Source organism: Sphingomonas sp. BLCC-B65 (genome assembly GCF_028550675.1).
In the GTDB taxonomy this organism is placed as follows: Bacteria; Actinomycetota; Actinomycetes; order Actinomycetales; family Microbacteriaceae; genus Microbacterium.
Genome location: NZ_JAQQGL010000002.1, coordinates 98,002 through 114,070, shown reverse-complemented (window position 1 = coordinate 114,070; position 16,069 = coordinate 98,002). Strand labels below are relative to the sequence as shown.

General features: G+C 71.5%; 14 protein-coding genes. 12 read left to right on the top strand and 2 right to left on the bottom strand.

What is annotated here, in order from left to right; genetic code table 11:
• Positions 1-36: 36 nt before the first annotated feature.
• The 3 genes from PP359_RS13890 (at position 37) to PP359_RS13880 (ending at position 2,547) form a co-directional block, all read left to right on the top strand.
• The gene (locus PP359_RS13890; RefSeq protein WP_112932844.1) at positions 37-615 is read left to right on the top strand and encodes a DinB family protein; all 579 of its coding nucleotides are present in this window, start codon (positions 37-39) and stop codon (positions 613-615) included.
• Between the two features lie 54 nt (positions 616-669).
• Complete coding sequence (rsmA, locus tag PP359_RS13885) at positions 670-1,515, top strand: 16S rRNA (adenine(1518)-N(6)/adenine(1519)-N(6))-dimethyltransferase RsmA (protein WP_295817524.1); 846 nt, start codon at positions 670-672, stop codon at positions 1,513-1,515.
• 108 nt (positions 1,516-1,623) lie between these two features.
• Positions 1,624-2,547, top strand: coding sequence for a phosphodiesterase (locus PP359_RS13880; protein WP_294980591.1), 924 nt, complete (start codon positions 1,624-1,626; stop codon positions 2,545-2,547).
• Here PP359_RS13880 and PP359_RS13875 read toward each other — a convergent pair.
• Positions 2,483-4,084 (bottom strand): stealth family protein, encoded by a 1,602-nt coding sequence (locus PP359_RS13875; RefSeq protein WP_433718460.1) that lies wholly within the window; start codon positions 4,082-4,084, stop codon positions 2,483-2,485. The two genes, PP359_RS13880 and PP359_RS13875, sit on opposite strands and share 65 nt — an antisense overlap.
• Positions 4,085-4,192: 108 nt before the next feature.
• Here PP359_RS13875 and PP359_RS13870 point away from each other — a divergent pair, with 108 nt between their 5' ends.
• The 3 genes from PP359_RS13870 to PP359_RS13860 all read left to right on the top strand — a co-directional run bounded on the left by PP359_RS13870 (position 4,193) and on the right by PP359_RS13860 (position 7,568).
• Positions 4,193-5,257 (top strand): aldo/keto reductase, encoded by a 1,065-nt coding sequence (locus PP359_RS13870; protein WP_039412218.1) that lies wholly within the window; start codon positions 4,193-4,195, stop codon positions 5,255-5,257.
• The gene (locus PP359_RS13865) at positions 5,254-6,195 is read left to right on the top strand and encodes a 4-(cytidine 5'-diphospho)-2-C-methyl-D-erythritol kinase (protein WP_294942819.1); all 942 of its coding nucleotides are present in this window, start codon (positions 5,254-5,256) and stop codon (positions 6,193-6,195) included. The genes PP359_RS13870 and PP359_RS13865 overlap by 4 nt, the downstream gene beginning before the upstream one ends.
• A 62-nt stretch (positions 6,196-6,257) precedes the next feature.
• Positions 6,258-7,568: a GNAT family N-acetyltransferase gene (locus PP359_RS13860; RefSeq protein WP_294942821.1), complete on the top strand. Its 1,311-nt coding sequence runs from the start codon at positions 6,258-6,260 to the stop codon at positions 7,566-7,568.
• A gap of 62 nt (positions 7,569-7,630) precedes the next feature.
• Here the strand turns inward: PP359_RS13860 and PP359_RS13855 are convergent, their stop codons facing one another.
• Positions 7,631-8,128 (bottom strand): hypothetical protein, encoded by a 498-nt coding sequence (locus tag PP359_RS13855; RefSeq protein WP_036315271.1) that lies wholly within the window; start codon positions 8,126-8,128, stop codon positions 7,631-7,633.
• Between the two features lie 152 nt (positions 8,129-8,280).
• On the opposite strand from PP359_RS13855, the gene PP359_RS13850 reads away from it, so the two are divergent.
• The 6 genes from PP359_RS13850 (at position 8,281) to PP359_RS13825 (ending at position 16,048) form a co-directional block, all read left to right on the top strand.
• Positions 8,281-10,077, top strand: coding sequence for an ABC-F family ATP-binding cassette domain-containing protein (locus tag PP359_RS13850; RefSeq protein WP_499250868.1), 1,797 nt, complete (start codon positions 8,281-8,283; stop codon positions 10,075-10,077).
• A 121-nt stretch (positions 10,078-10,198) separates the two neighbouring features.
• The gene (locus PP359_RS13845; protein ID WP_499250867.1) at positions 10,199-10,855 is read left to right on the top strand and encodes an ATP-binding cassette domain-containing protein; all 657 of its coding nucleotides are present in this window, start codon (positions 10,199-10,201) and stop codon (positions 10,853-10,855) included.
• A 62-nt stretch (positions 10,856-10,917) separates the two neighbouring features.
• Positions 10,918-11,532 carry an ATP-binding cassette domain-containing protein gene (locus tag PP359_RS13840; protein WP_499250866.1) on the top strand — a complete coding sequence of 205 codons (615 nt, stop codon included), beginning with the start codon at positions 10,918-10,920 and terminating at the stop codon, positions 11,530-11,532.
• Complete coding sequence (locus PP359_RS13835; RefSeq protein ID WP_499250865.1) at positions 11,529-12,899, top strand: MFS transporter; 1,371 nt, start codon at positions 11,529-11,531, stop codon at positions 12,897-12,899. The genes PP359_RS13840 and PP359_RS13835 overlap by 4 nt, the downstream gene beginning before the upstream one ends.
• Complete coding sequence (locus PP359_RS13830; RefSeq protein WP_499250864.1) at positions 12,781-14,331, top strand: ABC transporter substrate-binding protein; 1,551 nt, start codon at positions 12,781-12,783, stop codon at positions 14,329-14,331. The genes PP359_RS13835 and PP359_RS13830 overlap by 119 nt, the downstream gene beginning before the upstream one ends.
• Complete coding sequence (locus PP359_RS13825; RefSeq protein WP_499250863.1) at positions 14,318-16,048, top strand: ABC transporter permease subunit; 1,731 nt, start codon at positions 14,318-14,320, stop codon at positions 16,046-16,048. Before PP359_RS13830 ends, PP359_RS13825 begins: the two co-directional genes overlap by 14 nt.
• Positions 16,049-16,069: the final 21 nt, after the last annotated feature.

The following is a 16,069-nucleotide window of genomic DNA, read 5'->3' as shown; positions in this document are numbered from 1 at the left end:
GAAGCGGTGTCGGCGGCCAGGTCTAGCGTGTCGACCATGAACACCGACGAGCTGTTTCTGCGTTCCGACGCCGCCCTGCGCGACGTGATCGATCGGATCGATCCGGCCGATCTCACCCGGTCGGCGCCCGCCGACTGGACCTCCACCCCCGACCCCACGTTCCGCGACGTCCTGCAGGCCCACACCTACGACGAGGCGTGGGTGCCCGACGTCCTGCGCGGCCGTGCGTCGGCAGACGGCGACGACCTGCGCGGGGTCGATCTGCTGGGCGATGATCCGATCGGCGCCTACGACGCGCGCAACGACGCCGCGACCGCCGCCGTTCGCGCCGGCGGCTACGCCGACACGTTCCGGTTCAGCTACGGCGACTACCCCGCCGCCGAAGGCCTCGCGCACTTGGCCACCTACCGGGCGTTCCAGGCATGGCAGATCGCGAAGCACCTCGGCATCCCGTTCCATCTGTCGCCGGAGCTCATCGCCGGTCTCGAGGAGCACGTCGTGACGTTCGCGGACGAGTGGCGTCAGTGGGGCGTGTTCCCTCCCGCTATCGAGGCACCGGCCGATGCCGACGACGAGACGCGTCTGCTCTGCGCCGTCGGCTACTGGATCCCGTAGGGGGCGATCGCGGCGTCCCTCGAGCCGGCGGCGCCGCCGGATAGGCTGGAGCGCATGCCCGTGACCTTGCTCGGAGCCGCCGAGATCCGTGCGCTCGCCGCCGACCTCGACGTGACCCCGACGAAGAAGCTCGGTCAGAACTTCGTCGTCGACGCCAACACGGTGCGAAAGATCGTGCATGTCGCGGAGGTGGCGGCCACCGACCGTGTCGTCGAGGTGGGCCCCGGGCTCGGGTCGCTCACGCTGGCGATCCTCGAGACGGGCGCGGCGGTCACCGCGGTCGAGATCGATCATCGCCTCGCCGAGCGTCTGCCGGCCACCGCTGCGTCTCACGGCGTCCCCGAGGGCGCCTTGACGGTGGTGGATGCCGACGCCCTTCGCGTCACCGCTCTTCCGGGCGATCCGAACGTGCTCGTCGCGAACCTGCCGTACAACGTGAGCGTTCCGGTGCTGCTGCACTTCATGGAGACCTTCCCGCGTCTCGAGCGCGGTGTCGTGATGGTGCAGGCCGAGGTGGGGGAGCGGCTCGCCGCCCCGCCGGGATCCAAGGTCTACGGCGCGCCCAGCGTGAAGGCCGCCTGGTACGGTCCGTGGAGGCTGGCCGGCACCGTTTCTCGGCAGGTCTTCTGGCCGGTGCCGAACGTCGACAGCGTGCTCGTCGGGTTCCGTCGTGACCCCGAGCCGCGCGGCGACGAGGCTCTGCGCCGCGCGACGTTCCAGGTGGTCGATGCCGCCTTCCAGCAGCGCCGCAAAATGCTGCGGCAGGCGCTGGCACCGGTGCTCGGCGGATCGTCGAGCACCGCATCGGCGGTGTTGGAGGCTGCGGGCGTCGACCCGACGGCGCGTGGTGAGCAGCTCACGATCGCGGACTTCGTCGCGATCGCCCGCACGCTTCGGTAAGAACCGGTGCGCACGCCGGGCCTCGCCGTGACCCGCTGACCGTCGGTCGGCGACATGTCGCGTCCTGTTCACCGCGCGGTCACGAAACATGCTTGTAACATTGCGCCTATGCGTGTGGCCGAGCATCCTGCTCCCGAACGGGTTCTGCTCCACCTCAGCGACACCCACCTGCGCGCGGCCGGCTCGCGCATCTGGGATCGCGTGTCGGGCGAGGAGCACCTGGCGCGTGCCCTGGCCGGCATCGAAGCATCGGGCGTGCGTCCCGACGCGATCGTGGTGACGGGCGACCTCGTCGATCTCGGCGAACGCGCCGCCTACGCCACGCTGCGCGCGATGGTCGAGCCCGTGGCCGCTCGCCTGGAGGCGCCGGTGGTGTGGGTGATGGGAAACCACGACGATCGCGCCGCGTTCCGCAGTGAGCTGTGGGACGACGAGGACGCCGACCTTCGCCCCGTCGACCGCGTCGACGAGTTCGACGGCCTGCGCATCGTCACCCTCGACACCTCCGTGCCCGGGCACCACTACGGCGAGATCAGCGACGCGCAGTTGGCCTGGCTCGCCACGGTGCTCGCCACCCCGGCGCCGCTGGGCACGATCCTCGCCATGCATCACCCGCCTGTGCCGAGCGTGCTCGCGCTCGCGGCGAGCGTGGAGCTTCGCGATCAGGCGCGGCTGGCTCGCGTGCTGCGCGGCACCGACGTCCGTGCGATCATCGCCGGGCACCTCCACTACTCGACGTTCGCGACCTTCGCCGGCATCCCCGTCTCCGTCGCCTCGTCGACCTGTTACGCACAGGATCTCACCGTGCCGGTCGGCGGCACCCGCCCGCAGGACGGTGCGCAGTCCTACAACCTCGTCCACGTGTACGACGACACGGTGGTCCATTCCGTGGTCCCCGTCGATGTGCCACGCGTCATGGAGTACACCGACCCGCAGACGGCGCAGCGCCTCCTCGCGGAGGCGGGGATCACGGGCGTCGGCGTGCAGCGGCCGTCGGCCCCGCCGACACGTCCGGTGTCCGTGCGCCGCTGAGTGGACGCTCCCACGGGGCGCGGACCGGGAACATCCGCTCGAGCGTGTCGCGGAGCATCCGCACCCGCAGCTCTTCCGGCACCTCCGTCTCGCCGCCGTCGTTCAGGCAGAACATGTCGGCGTCGCGGCGCTGCTCCAGTCGACGCATCTTCTTCAGGGCCGACGCCATCGTGGTCTGCACGTACCGCACGCGCGGCTCGGTCGTCGCGATCGCCCGCCCGGTCATGAGCGCGTAGTAGTGATACAGGCTGTTGGTCACGGAGACGTCGGTCGCGCTGCGGAAGCGCGATGCCGCGGTGCGCGCGATGTCGTCGGCGAACTCGCGCTCCACCTCCGCGGCCACGCTTCGCCGCATCGGTGCCGCACAGTGTTCGAGGTCGCGCAGGATCACGCGACCGAACCGCTCGCGCAGGAGCTCCCGATTCACGCGCAGCGCGTTGTCGTGTCCGGACCGTTCCGTGCGCGTGGGGCCCGATCCGATGCGGACGTCGCACTCGACGAACTTCGTGAGGCCCCCCGCGGTGAAGAACATCTCCGCCGTCACGGGGCGGCCGAAGAACATGTCGTCGTTCGAGTAGAGGAAGTGCTCGGCCAGCCCGTCGATGCGGTGGAGTTGCGCCTCGACGGCATGGGAGTTGTGCGTGGGGAGCACCGACGGATCGGCGAAGAACTCCTCGCTGCGAACGACCGTGACCCGCGGATGCTCCCGCAGCCATGCTGGCTGCGGCGAGTCGGTGGCGATGAAGATGCGGCGCACCCAGGGGGCGTACATGTGCACGCTGCGCAGCGCGTACCGCAGCTCGTCGACATGCCGGTAGCGGGCGGGCCCGTCGTCGCCTTTGCCGACGACGTACTCCTCCTGCTGGGCGGCGCGCTGCCGTTGGAACTCGCTCGCCGACCCGTCGACCCAGGAGAAGACCATGTCGATGTCGACGGTGACCTGGTGGGGACGCACCTCGAACATGCCGGCCACGGTGCGCCACGACCTGCCGTAGCGCCAGACCGTCGTGACGACGAGATCGGATGCCGGGAAGACGCGCCGCGTGAGCGCGGTGGGTCGTGGCGTGTGGACCAGATCGCCGCTCATGCGCCAGGTCTCCAGGCGCACGCCCTCCGCGCTGCCGTAGCGGAGAAAGCCGCTGTCGGTGACGCGGGGACGGAACAGTCGCAGGGACCAGACGGCGTCGGCCTCGGGCAGAGGCACATCGACGGCGAGACGGGCGGCACCGCCCGGCGCCTTCGCGTACAGGGGCTCCCGGGCTCCGGCGGCGGCGAGGGCGCGGAGCGCCGCGCGCCCCTCCGCGGCATCGACCACGATGACGGCGGCGCCGTGATCGTCTTGAGCGAGCAGCGGATCGATACCGGCGGCGGCCAGGGTGTCGGCGATGAGGCCGATGTCGGCTACACGGGCCATCTCGGGCGTCAGGTCGTCGTGCACGATGTGGAGCACGCCATCCACCCAGCGCACGTCGTCGCGGGCCAGCAGGCCCGACCAGGGATGCGGGTGCGGTGAAAGTGCCTCCAGTGCTGCCGTCACGAGGACCGCCCTTCGTCGTCGGAGAGGCTCAGCGTACGGTGCGGGCGTTTCCCGCGCGTTTCGGGGACGGCAGGCGCGGCGGGCGGTCGCGGTCGATAGCCTGGACGGGTGACCGACATCTCCGAGCGCTTCCCCGCCTCACGCGGCGGCGACCTGCACCGTCCATACGCTGCGGCATCCGACCGTTACTCCGCCTCCGCGTTTCGTCAGGTGGGCTCGAGCGGGCTGTATCTGCCCGCGATCTCGCTGGGGCTGTGGTGGAACTTCGGCGACAACGTCCCCTTCGACAACCAGCGCGCGCTACTGCGCCACGCGTTCGACCGCGGCATCACGCATTTCGATCTCGCCAACAACTACGGTCCGCCCTACGGCAGCGCCGAGACCAATTTCGGACGCATGATGCGCGAGGACTTCCGGCCCTACCGGGACGAGCTCATCATCTCGTCCAAGGCCGGCTACGACATGTGGGACGGGCCCTACGGTCAGTGGGGTTCGCGCAAGTACCTGCTCGCCAGCGCCGAGCAGTCGCTGACGCGCATGTCGCTCGACTACGTCGACATCTTCTACTCGCACCGCTTCGATCCCGTCACCCCGATCGAAGAGACGGTCGCGGCGCTGGATACCCTCGTGCGTCAGGGCAAGGCGCTCTACGTCGGCATCTCCTCGTACGAGCCCGACCAGACGGCGCGGGCTGCCGCGGTGGCGCGCTCTCTGGGCACTCCGCTGATCATCCATCAGCCCTCCTACTCGATCCTCGGTCGATGGATCGAGGACGGCCTGACCGGCGTCCTGCGTGAGGAGGGGATGGGTGCGATCGCCTTCGTGCCGCTCGCGCAGGGGCTGCTCACCGATCGCTATCTGGGCGACGGGACCGCGGCGCGATCGCAGGAGCGCTCGTCGCTGCCGGGCCGTCGTCTCACGGACACTGCGCTGGAGGGCCTGCGCGCGCTGAACGTGATCGCCCGCGAGCGCGGACAGAGCCTCGCTCAGCTCGCGCTGCAGTGGGTGCTGCGCGACGGCGTCGTGGCCTCGGCGCTCATCGGCGCCTCGCGCACGCAGCAGCTCGACGAGAACCTCGCGGCCGTGAACGGCCCCGCGTTCGACGCGGAAGAGCTGGAGCGCATCGACGTCATCTCCGCCGGCATCGGCGAGGTCTGGGCGGACGCTTCGTGACGACCGCTGCGGTGGCGGGTCGCCGGGTGCACGTGCGTGCGCCCGGCAAGATCAACATCGCCTTCGACGTCGGTGACGCCCAGCCCGACGGCTACCACGACGTGGCGTCTGTGTATCAGGCGGTGTCCGCCTACGAAGACGTCTGGGCCCAGGTGGCGGACGACTTCACGCTGGCGGTCACCGGCGACCTGGACGTGTCGGGGGTGCCGCTCGACGAGTCCAACCTCGCCGTCCGCGCCGCGCGGCGCGTCGCCGAGCGGCTCGGGTGGCGCGGCGGCATCCACCTCGACATCCACAAGGGCGTGCCCGTCGCCGGCGGGATGGGGGGCGGGTCGGCGGATGCCGCGGCCGCTCTCGTCGCCGTCAACGAGCTGCTCGGCGGGGGACTCACGACTCTCGAACTTCAGGAGCTGGCGGCGCCCCTGGGCGCAGATGTGCCCTTCGCGGTGCTCGGGGGAACGGCGATCGGCACGGGTCGCGGCGACGAGCTGGCCCCCGCGCTGGCACGGGGTCGCTTCGACTGGGTCCTCGTGACGAGCGCGGACGGACTGTCGACGCCGGCGGTGTATCGGGAACTGGACCGTTTGAGAGCCCTGCCCGACATCGCGCCCGCGCACGGGGTGCCCGCCGCCGACCCTGTCGTGATGCAGGCGCTGCGTGCGGGCGATCCCGCCGCGCTCGCAGTCGCCGTCCACAACGACCTGCAAGAGGCCGCCGTCTCGCTACGGCCCTCGCTGGCCGCGACGCTGCGCGGCGGTCATCGCGCGGGCGCTCTGGCCGGGCTCGTCTCGGGTTCGGGACCCACTGTCGCCTTCCTCGCCGCCGACGAGCGCGGAGCGGCGGCGCTGGCGTCCGAACTCGCCGCGTCGGCGGCTCCCGGATCGCGTGTGCTGCACGTGCACGGACCCGTCCCGGGCGCGCGTGTCATCAGCGCCTGAGAACGACCCCGCACCACCCGGCCGAGCCTCACCGCAGACCGTCCGCACGAATGGAGACCCGCATGTCCGATCACCGCTCCCACCACGATGCATCGCTGGACCGCACGATGACCGACGAGCTCGATGGACGCGGGCTCGGCGTGCGCCGAGTCGACGATGCGCTGCGCACCGAGACCGACCCCTGGTTGGAAGCCGTCTCCCGCGGCTTCCTGGGCGGTGAGCGCACCGATGTGCAGCGCGACGCCTTCTTCGCGCACACGGCGTATCGGCGCAAGATCGGCGTGTTCGACGACACCGCCCCGCAGCCCGACGTTCCGGTCGCGACGTTCGCGTCGTGGGCGGCGGAGCTCACGCTTCCGGGCGGTACCGTTCCCGCGTGCGCGATCAGCTCGGTCACCGTCGCTCCCACCCACCGTCGCCGTGGCATCCTGCGCTCCGTGATGACGGGGGAGTTGCGCACCGCCGTCGAGCGCGGGCTTCCCGTCGCGATCCTCACCGTGAGCGAGTCGACGATCTACGGCCGCTTCGGCTTCGCGCCGGCCGCACTTGCTGCGCAGTGGACGATCGACGCACGTCGGGCGCGCTGGGTGGGGCCCGAGGCGCCGGGACGCATCGACTTCGTCACCCGCGCGCAGGGGCGCGACATCGCCGCGGCGCTGCACGAGCGCGTGCGCACGCAGACGCCCGGTGAGATCGAGATGCCCGGCGGGCACTGGGAGCGCTTCTTCGGCATCAGGCCCGACGCCGAGAAGGCCGAGGAGCTCCGCGTGGTCCAGTACCGCTCCGTGGCGGGGGAGGTCGACGGCGTCGCGCTGTACAAGGTGACCGAGAACGAGCACGACTTCGTGGCCTCGACCGTCGATGTCCTGCTGCTGGTCGCGGCGACGGACGAGGCGTACGCCGGTCTGTGGCGCTTCCTGCTGACGATGGACCTCATCGGCACGGTACGCGCGGGCGAGCTGTCGGTCGACGAACCGCTGTGGTGGATGATCGCCGATCAGCGCGCCGCGACGGTCACCGTGCGCGACCACCACTACACGCGGATCCTCGACGTGCCGGCCGCGCTGTCCGCGCGCACCTACGACGTCGCCGACGCGGTGACGCTGCAGATCGCCGACCCACTCGGCGTCGCCGCCGGCACGTTCGTGCTGACGGCGGATGCCGACGGCATCGGTGCGGTCGACATCGTGGACGAACCGCCGGTCGGCATTCCCACGGCGACGATCGGGGTGGCCGAGCTGTCGGCGATGCTGCTCGGCGGAGTCTCGGCCGTCACGCTCGCGCGAGCGGGACGTCTGGTCGCCGATGATCCGGCGCGACTGGCGCGACTGTTCGCCTCGACGGTGCCGCCGCGTCTGAGCTTCTGGTACTGAGCCCTGGATCCACGCGGGGCCCGGACCGGTGTCGGATCCGGGGCCCCGCCTGGTGAGAGGTCTCAGCTGCCGCAGACCTCCTGCAGCTTCTTGGCCTCGGCGGTCAGCTTCGTCGAGGATTCCTGGCCCTTCGTGGAGATCTCCTCGGCCTTGGCCTGAGCCTCCTGCAGCTTCTGCATGGCGGCCTCGTCGCTCGGATCGATGTTCTTCAGGTTGGGCATCTCGAAGTCGGCGAAGATCGCGGCGAAGTTGCGGTACTCGTCGGCGAATGCGCTCAGCGGGGCCTTGACCTGCTCATTGGTGACCTTCGACTCCGCAGAGGAGAGTCCGTCCAGAACCGGCTGGAAGAGCGACGAGAAGTCGACCTTCTCGCCCGAGGTCGCCTGGCTCATCGACGCGTTGAGGTCGCTCGTGATGCTCGAGGTCGCCGTCTCGATCTCGGTCTTTGCAATGCTGCAGGCGTCGGCGACGCTCTGCCCGCCCGCGCAGGCGGTGAGCGCGGCCGTGAGGCTGAGGGCTGCGGCGATCCCGCCGATGCGGGTGACGTTCTTCGTGTTCATGTCATCTCTCCGGTTTCTGATGTGCGACGGTTTCTCCGCCCACGAGAAGAGAGGGCGAAAGCTCCAGCCTATGACGGCGATACGAAGATCCGATGTCCACGCTGGGAACGGGGCCATCGGCCGTCCGCCCGCTCGCGTAGCCTGGAACCGATATGGCGCATCTGCTCGGGGCTGAAGGCCTCCACCTGGAATTCCCCACGAAGGTCGTGTTCGACCGCGTCTCGCTCGGCGTCGACGAGGGCGACCGCATCGGCATCGTCGGTCGCAACGGCGACGGCAAGTCATCCCTCATCGCCATGCTGGCCGGCCGCCTCGCGCCGGATGCCGGGCGCGTGACGGTGCGCGGCGGCGTGCGCGTGGGCGTGCTCGATCAGGGCGACACGCTCGATGACACGTTGACCATCGCGCAGAGCGTCGTCGGCGACCGCGCCGAGCACGACTGGGCCGGGGATGCCGGGGTGCGCGACGTGATCGCGGGCCTCGTGGGTGATCTCGACTGGGACGGCCCGGTCGCCGGACTCTCCGGAGGACAGCGGCGACGGGTCGCGCTCGCGCACCTGCTCGTCGGAGACTGGGACGTGCTGGCGCTCGACGAGCCCACGAACCACCTCGATGTCGAAGCGGTGGCCTGGCTCGCCGCGCACCTCAAGCGGCGCTGGTCGGCATCCCAGGGTGCGCTCCTGGTCGTCACCCACGATCGATGGTTCCTGGACGAGGTCTGCACCAAGACGTGGGAGGTGCACGACCGCATCGTCGAGCCGTTCGAGGGCGGCTACGCGGCCTACGTGCTGCAGCGCGTCGAGCGCGACCGCCAGTCGGCCGTGATCGAGCAGCGTCGACAGAACCTCGCTCGCAAAGAGCTCGCGTGGCTGCGCCGCGGCGCGCCGGCGCGCACCAGCAAGCCGCGGTTCCGCATCGAGGCGGCCAATGAACTCATCGCCGACGTCCCCGAGATCCGCGACAAGGTGCAGTTGCAGTCGCTCGCCGTGTCCCGGTTGGGCAAGGACGTCGTCGACCTGCTCGACGCCGGCGTGACCTACGGCGATCGACAGGTGCTGCAGGACGTCGAGTGGCGCATCGCGCCGGGGGAGCGCACCGGCATCCTCGGGGTCAACGGTGCCGGCAAGTCCACGCTCCTCGGGCTCATCGCCGGCACGGTCGAGCCCACCCACGGTCGGGTCAAGCGCGGAAAGACCGTGAAGGTCGCGACGCTCACGCAGCGGATGGACGAGCTCGACCAGTACCTGGACGATCCGGTGCGCGTGGTCATCTCGGGCCTGCGCACGAGCTACACGATCGGGACGGGCTCCAAGGCGGCCGAACTCACGCCGGGCCAGCTGCTGGAGCGCATGGGCTTCAGCTCGGCGCAGCTGTCGACGCCCGTGAAGGATCTGTCCGGTGGCCAGCAGCGTCGGCTGCAGCTGCTGCTGATCCTGCTCGATCAGCCCAACGTGCTGATCCTCGACGAGCCGACCAACGACCTGGACACCGACATGCTGGCCGCGATCGAGGATCTTCTCGATTCGTGGGCGGGGACGCTCCTGGTGGTCAGCCACGACCGCTACTTCCTCGAGCGGGTCACCGATCAGCAGTACGCCGTGATGAGCGGGCGCCTCCGGCACCTGCCGGGAGGAATCGACGAGTACCTGAGGCTCCGCGCCGCCCAGCGCGATCAGCCGGCGGCGCCCGCCGCGGCGACGTCGGAGGGTGACGGTGGTTCGGCGTTGGCCGGTTCCGACCTCCGCGCGGCGCAGAAGGAGCTGGCGGCGGCGGAGCGGCGGATCCAGAAACTGACGGCCCAGGTGGATGCCGCCCGCACCGCCCTTGCCGACCACGACCAGTCCGACTATGCGGGGCTGGGCGAGAAGATGCGCGCGATCGGCGAGCTCGAGGCAGAGATCGCTGCGCTGGAGGAGCGTTGGTTCGAGCTCTCCGAGCTCATCGGCTGACGCCCACGGGCTACGCGGTGGGCCGCGGGGCCGGATTTGCGTTCGCGCATCCCGCGATTGATAATGATTATCAGTTACAGGGCTGCATTCGCGATGGCCCGCTCACCGCGATGGAGGCTCCGTGCTCACTCTCTCCGACGCGCACGTCCGCGCCGACGGCTCTGCGACCTCGCTCCTGCGTGTCGACCGCCTCGAAATCGCTCCGGGGGAGCGCGTCGTCGTCGCGGGAGCATCGGGATCGGGTAAGACGCTCCTGCTGTCCGTCATCGCGGGTCGGCTGCGTCCGGGGCTGACGCTGTCGGGCTCACGTCGCGTCACCGGGGTCGATCGCGTCGGAGTGGTTCCGCAACGCGGCATCGACGCCCTCCACCCTCTCGTTCGACTGGAACGCCAGCTTTCCGCCGTCACCGGCGCTTCCCGTGCGCGGGTATCGACGGTGCTCGCCCGCGTGGGTCTCGACGACGCGCGCGTCGCGCGTCGACGGCCCGCCGAGCTGTCGGGCGGCCAGGCGCAACGCGCGGCGATCGCGCTGGCGGTGCTGACTGACGCGCCCTGGGTGATCGCCGACGAGCCCACGAGCGCCCTCGACCCGCGAACACGCGACGAGGTGCTCGCGGTCCTGGCCGGCGCGCTCTCGGCATCCGCATCCGCGACGCCGCCTGCCCTGGTCGTCTCCACGCACGACCCCGTCGTCGCGGCGACGTTGGATGCGCGCCGACTCGAGGTGGCCGGCGGCTGCATCGTGCGCGATGTTCCCGCCGGGAAGGCCGGCACGTGAACGCGCTCGAGGTTCGCGGCGTCTCCTTCGTGCACGGCACAGGACGATCGACAACGCACGCCTTGACCACCACCGACATCGAGATCGCGGCGGGGCGCAGCCTCGCCGTGGTCGGGCGATCGGGCGCAGGAAAGTCCACGCTCGCGGAGATCATCCTCGGACTTCGCCGTCCCACGACCGGGGAGGTGCGCGTGAACGGACAGCCATGGATCGGGCGAGGTCACGTCCCGCACCGCGCCGATCGGCGTCTCGTGCAAGGCGTTCCGCAGGATCCCGCCGCCTCGTTCGCCCCGCGACGGACGATCGGTGCGCAGATCACCGACGCCCTGCGTCGCCTGGGTGTGGCCACCGGGGCCGAGGCGTCCGTCCGGGTCACGGAGGCGGCGCAGCTCGCCCGGTTGGACCCCGTGCTGCTGGCCCGCCCGGCGAGCGCCCTGTCGGGCGGGCAGGCGCAACGAGCCGCCGTCGCCCGTGCGGTCGCGGTGCGCCCGGCGGTCATCGTGGCCGACGAGCCGACCAGCGCGCTCGACCGCGCGACCGCCGATGCCGTGGCATCGGCCCTTCTCGGGCTCACGGGGCGTATCGGGAGCGCCGTACTGATCGTCACCCACGATGCCGCCGTCGCGGCACGGTGCGATGACACGTTCGAGATCACGGCGGCGGGGCAGAACGCATGAGCACGGCGCCGCGACTGCGGGTGCTGCTCCTCGCCCAGGCCGCCTTCATGGTCGGCTTCTCCAGCGTCGTGCCGTTCATCGCCGTCCTCGCCGACGCCCGCTTCGGGCTCGGGCCTGCAGCCATCGGTGCCATCGTCGGAGCGCGGGTGGCGGTGCAGCAGGGGCTCTTCCTCGTCGGCGGCGCGCTCGCCGACCGCTTCGGGCCGCGGGCGCTCCTGCTGTCGGGATGCGCCGTGCGTGCGGCGGGGTTCGTGCTGCTGGCCTTCGCGCCGACGCCCGCTGTGTTCGTCGCCGCGGTTCTGATCATCGGCGTCGCCGGGGCGCTGTTCTCACCGGCCGTCGACGCGTACGTCGGGGCCGTGGACACCGCCGTGCGATCGGCGCCCGCGCCCGTCCAGACTCGTCCCATCGCCGCTCCCACCCCGTTCGCCGCGCTGGCTCTCGCGGGTGAAGCGGGCGGGATCGTCGGCGCTGTCGTGGGTGCGGTGATGATGCCGGTCCATGCCGTTCCCGTCGTGGTCGGCGCCTCGATCGTCTTCGCGATCGCACTCGCTGTTCTGGCGGGTCTCCTGCCGGGGCGCGAGACCCCACACGGCACCCCCCTGCCGCGAGCGCGCCCGGCCGCCACGCCTCCGCCTTCGACGCCGCGCGCCCGACCCGGCCGCGCCGTCATCCTGTCGGCGACGGGAGCGGCGACCGTGCTGGCCGTCTACACACAGCTGTTCTCCCTCCTGCCGACGGAGATGGCCGCTCGTGACATCGACGGCGGGTGGGTCGGTGGGGTCTCGGTCGTGCTGTCGGTGACGATCCTCACCCTGCAGTGGCCGTTGTCGCGACTGGTGGAGCGGCTCACCCGTCCCCGCGCGGTCGTCGTGGGCGTAGCTGCCGCGCTGCTGGCGGCCCTGGTCGGCGCGGGAGCTGCCGCGACCGCCGACCCGTTATCCTTCGCCGGCGCGGCGGTGCTGGCGACGATTGCGACCGCCGTCGCCATCATGCTGGCCACGCCGTCCGCGCAGTCGCTGCTCGCGGGAGCGGGATCCGACGCCCGGCGGGCGACGCGACTGGGCGCGCTGGCCTCGGGGGGCGGTCTGCTCGCCCTCGGAGCCTCGACCCTCTCCGGTGCCGTCGCAGCAGGAATCGGACTGCCCGCCGCCTGGCTCACCGCGGCGCTGCTGCCGGCCGCCGGACTCGTCTTCGCGTGCATCGGTGCGCGCACCCCCGCCGACTCCCACCCGAGAAAGGACCACCATGACCACCCGTCGCCGATCCTCGAGGATCGCCCTCATCGTTCTGAGCGCCCTCGCTCTGCCCGCCCTGTCGGGCTGCTTCGCCGCCGGCTCGACGGCGCCCGACGCGGCATCCGCTGAACGCATCAGCCTGGCGATGATGCAGCCGCCCCGTTCCGGCCTGTCGCCGCTGAGCGACGATGCGTTCAAACTCTCGCGCTGGGCGACTGCCGAGACGCTCGTCGTCCTCGATGACGACGCCGTCGCCCGTCCGTCGTTGTCGACGTCGTGGGAGCAGGTCGACGCCACCACCTGGCGCTTCCAGATCCGCTCGGGCGTGCGCTTCCACGACGGCACCGCCCTGACGCCGGATGCCGTGGTGCGATCGCTCCAGCGGGCGGCCTCCGCCAGTCCGCTCCCACGCATCCTGAAGGGGATCGGGCTGCAGGCACGCGCGGAAGGGGATGCCGTCATCGTGACCACCGGCGATGTGGACCCGCTGCTGCCGCAACGCCTCTCCAGCCCCCAGCTGTCGATCCTGGCCGCATCGGCGTACACGGGTGACACCGTGTCGCCGATCGGAACGGGCACCGGCCCCTTCCAACTCGTCGCCGTCAACGGCATCACCGGGGCCACTCTCGACCGCTTCGACGGGTACTGGGGCGGACGGGCCAAACTCGCCGGCATCGACGCCTCGTTCGTGCCGGACGGCACGGCGCGCACCGCGGCGCTGCGCACCGGAACCGCCGACATCGTCGAAACGGTGCCCGCGGGACAGATCGAGACCGTCGATCCGGCGCTTGTGCACGAGGTGCCGATGCCGCGCACCAACACTCTGTACCTGAACACCGCTCGGGGCCCGTTCGCCGATCCGAGTGTGCGCGCTGCGGCGCGCGGCGCCCTCGATCGTGCGCGCATCATCGCCGCGGTGTACGAAGGTCGTGCGGACGAGGCGAAGGGACTGCTCGGCCCGGCCCTGCCCTGGACCGTCGGAGCCCGGGACAGCGCCGACCTCGACGCCGTCCTCGCGACCCGCGCGCCCGCGGCGGTCGTCGACCGCGTGCCGATCACGCTCGGAACCTTCACTGATCGCGCCGAACTGCCGGAGGTCGCGGTGCTCGTCCAACAGCAGCTCGAAGCGGTCGGCTTCATCGTGACCCAGGACGTCCGCGAGTACCAGTTCATCGAGGCCGACGCTCTGGCGGGCGCCTTCGACGCGTTCATCCTCTCGCGGGCCACGGTGCTCGACTCGGGTGATCCCGTCGCCTACCTCGCCTCCGACTTCGGCTGCGGCGGCGGGTTCTCGATCTCGCAGCTGTGCAGCGCCGACGTCGACGCGGCGATCGCCGCGGCGTCTCGGATCGCCGCCGGTCCCGACCGTCAGAAGGCGGTCCTCGTCGCGGAAGCGAAGGTTCTGGCCACCGATGCGGCCGTACCGTTGCTGCACGAGCGCGTCGTGCAGGGGGAGTCGGCGCGGGTGCGCGATGCCGCCCGCGACCCGCGCGAGCGCACCCTCGTCACGATCGACACGTGGATCGATCCGGCGGCCCCCGCGGGCGATGCGCGGCGCTGACGCGGCGTCGCTCGTCTCGCGGATCGTTGCCGCGGCGGCGCTGCTGACGCTCGCCGGTGCCCTGCCCTGGTTGTCGCAGCGCGACGCCGCCGCGTCGATCCTGCGAGCGCGCTACGCCGAACTCGAGCCCACTCCCGAGGCTCTCGCATCGATCCGAGCCGAGCTTGGCCTCGACGGCGGCCCCCTGCTCACCAGCATGCGCTGGTGGGCGGGGGTGGTCCGGGGCGAGCTCGGCACGTCGTGGGTCAGCGGACGAGCGGTCGCTCCGGGCGTCTGGAACGCGTTCGGGGTATCCCTCACGCTGACCGCCTTCGCCCTCGCCGTCGCGCTCGTCGTCACCGTCGCTCTCGTCTCGCCGACATGCGTCCGGGTGATCCGCGACGGGCCGGTGCGCGGTGCGGGGCCGGCGGGGGTGGTATTGACCGCGATGCCGGAGTTTCTGCTCGCGAGTGCGTTGCTCGTGGTCTTCGCCGTGCAGCTGCGCCTGTTCCCGCCGTACGGCTGGCAGGGTGTGATCAACGTCGTGCTGCCGGCGCTGGCCCTCGGCATCCCCGCGGGTGGTTTGCTGGGTCGCCTTCTCGTCGATGCTCTCGCCGCCGCGAGCGGCGAACGCTGGGTCGAGGTCTGGCGCGCGGGCGGCGCCCCTGGCCACGTCGTCCTTCTCGCCGTCATTCGCCGGGCGGTGGCCGCGGTCATCGATCAGCTCGGCCTGGTCTTGATCGGCATCCTGGGAGGAGCCGTGGCGGTGGAGCAGGTCTTCGCCATCCCGGGCGTCGGGCGGTACCTGCTGGGCGCGGCGAATGCGCAGGATCTGCCGGCGCTGCAGGCCGGCGTGCTCATGATCACGGTGGCGGCGATCGCCGTCGGCGCCGTGTTCGCGCTCGCACGGCTGTGGGCGTGGGGCGGCCCACTGCCCGCAGGTGCGCTGGCCCCGCCGCCGGCGCATCGCCCACGCGACGGTGTGGCCGTCACGACGCTGGTCGTCGCCGCGGCCCTGCTCGCCGCGATCGTGGTCGCCGGCATCTTCCGTAACCCGATGGCGAGTGCGCACCCCCGGCTGGCCCCGCCGTCGTGGGAGCTTCCGTTCGGGGCGGATGCCTCCGGGCGTGATCTGTTGGCGCGGGTCGCGCACGGCGCCGTGGGAACCCTCGGGCCCGCCGTGCTGATCGTCATCGTCGCGGTAGCCCTCGGGCTCGTCGTCGCCTTCGCGGGGCCCTGGTCGGACGGTCCGGTCGAGGTGGCGAACGCAACGCCGCCCCTGATCGCCGGAGTGGTGGTCGCCGCGCTGTTCGGACCGACCGCGGGCGGTGCGGCCGCGGCTGTGCTGTGGGTGAGTTGGCCGCCCTTGGCCGCTCATGCCCGCAGCCTCATCGCCGAGGCGCGTGCCATGCCCCATGTGCGGTGGATGCCGGTGCTCGGGATGCGTCCCGTCGGGGTGAACCTGCGTCTCGTGGTGCCCGCGGCTCTCCCGCCGCTGACGCGCCACGCAATGCTGCGGCTGCCCGGAGTGGCGCTGGCTCTGGCTTCGCTCGGCTTCCTGGGCCTGGGAGCGCCTCCGCCGACACCCGAGTGGGGTCTGCTGCTCTCCGAGGGGATCGACTACGTGGAACGTGCCCCCTGGGCGACGGCGGCGCCGGCACTCGCGCTCGTCCTGGTCTCGGTCATCGCCGTGGCCGCTGCGAGCCTCGGGGGTCCGTCGCGTTCCCGTACGGCCTGAGAAGGACGGTGCGTGCGGGTC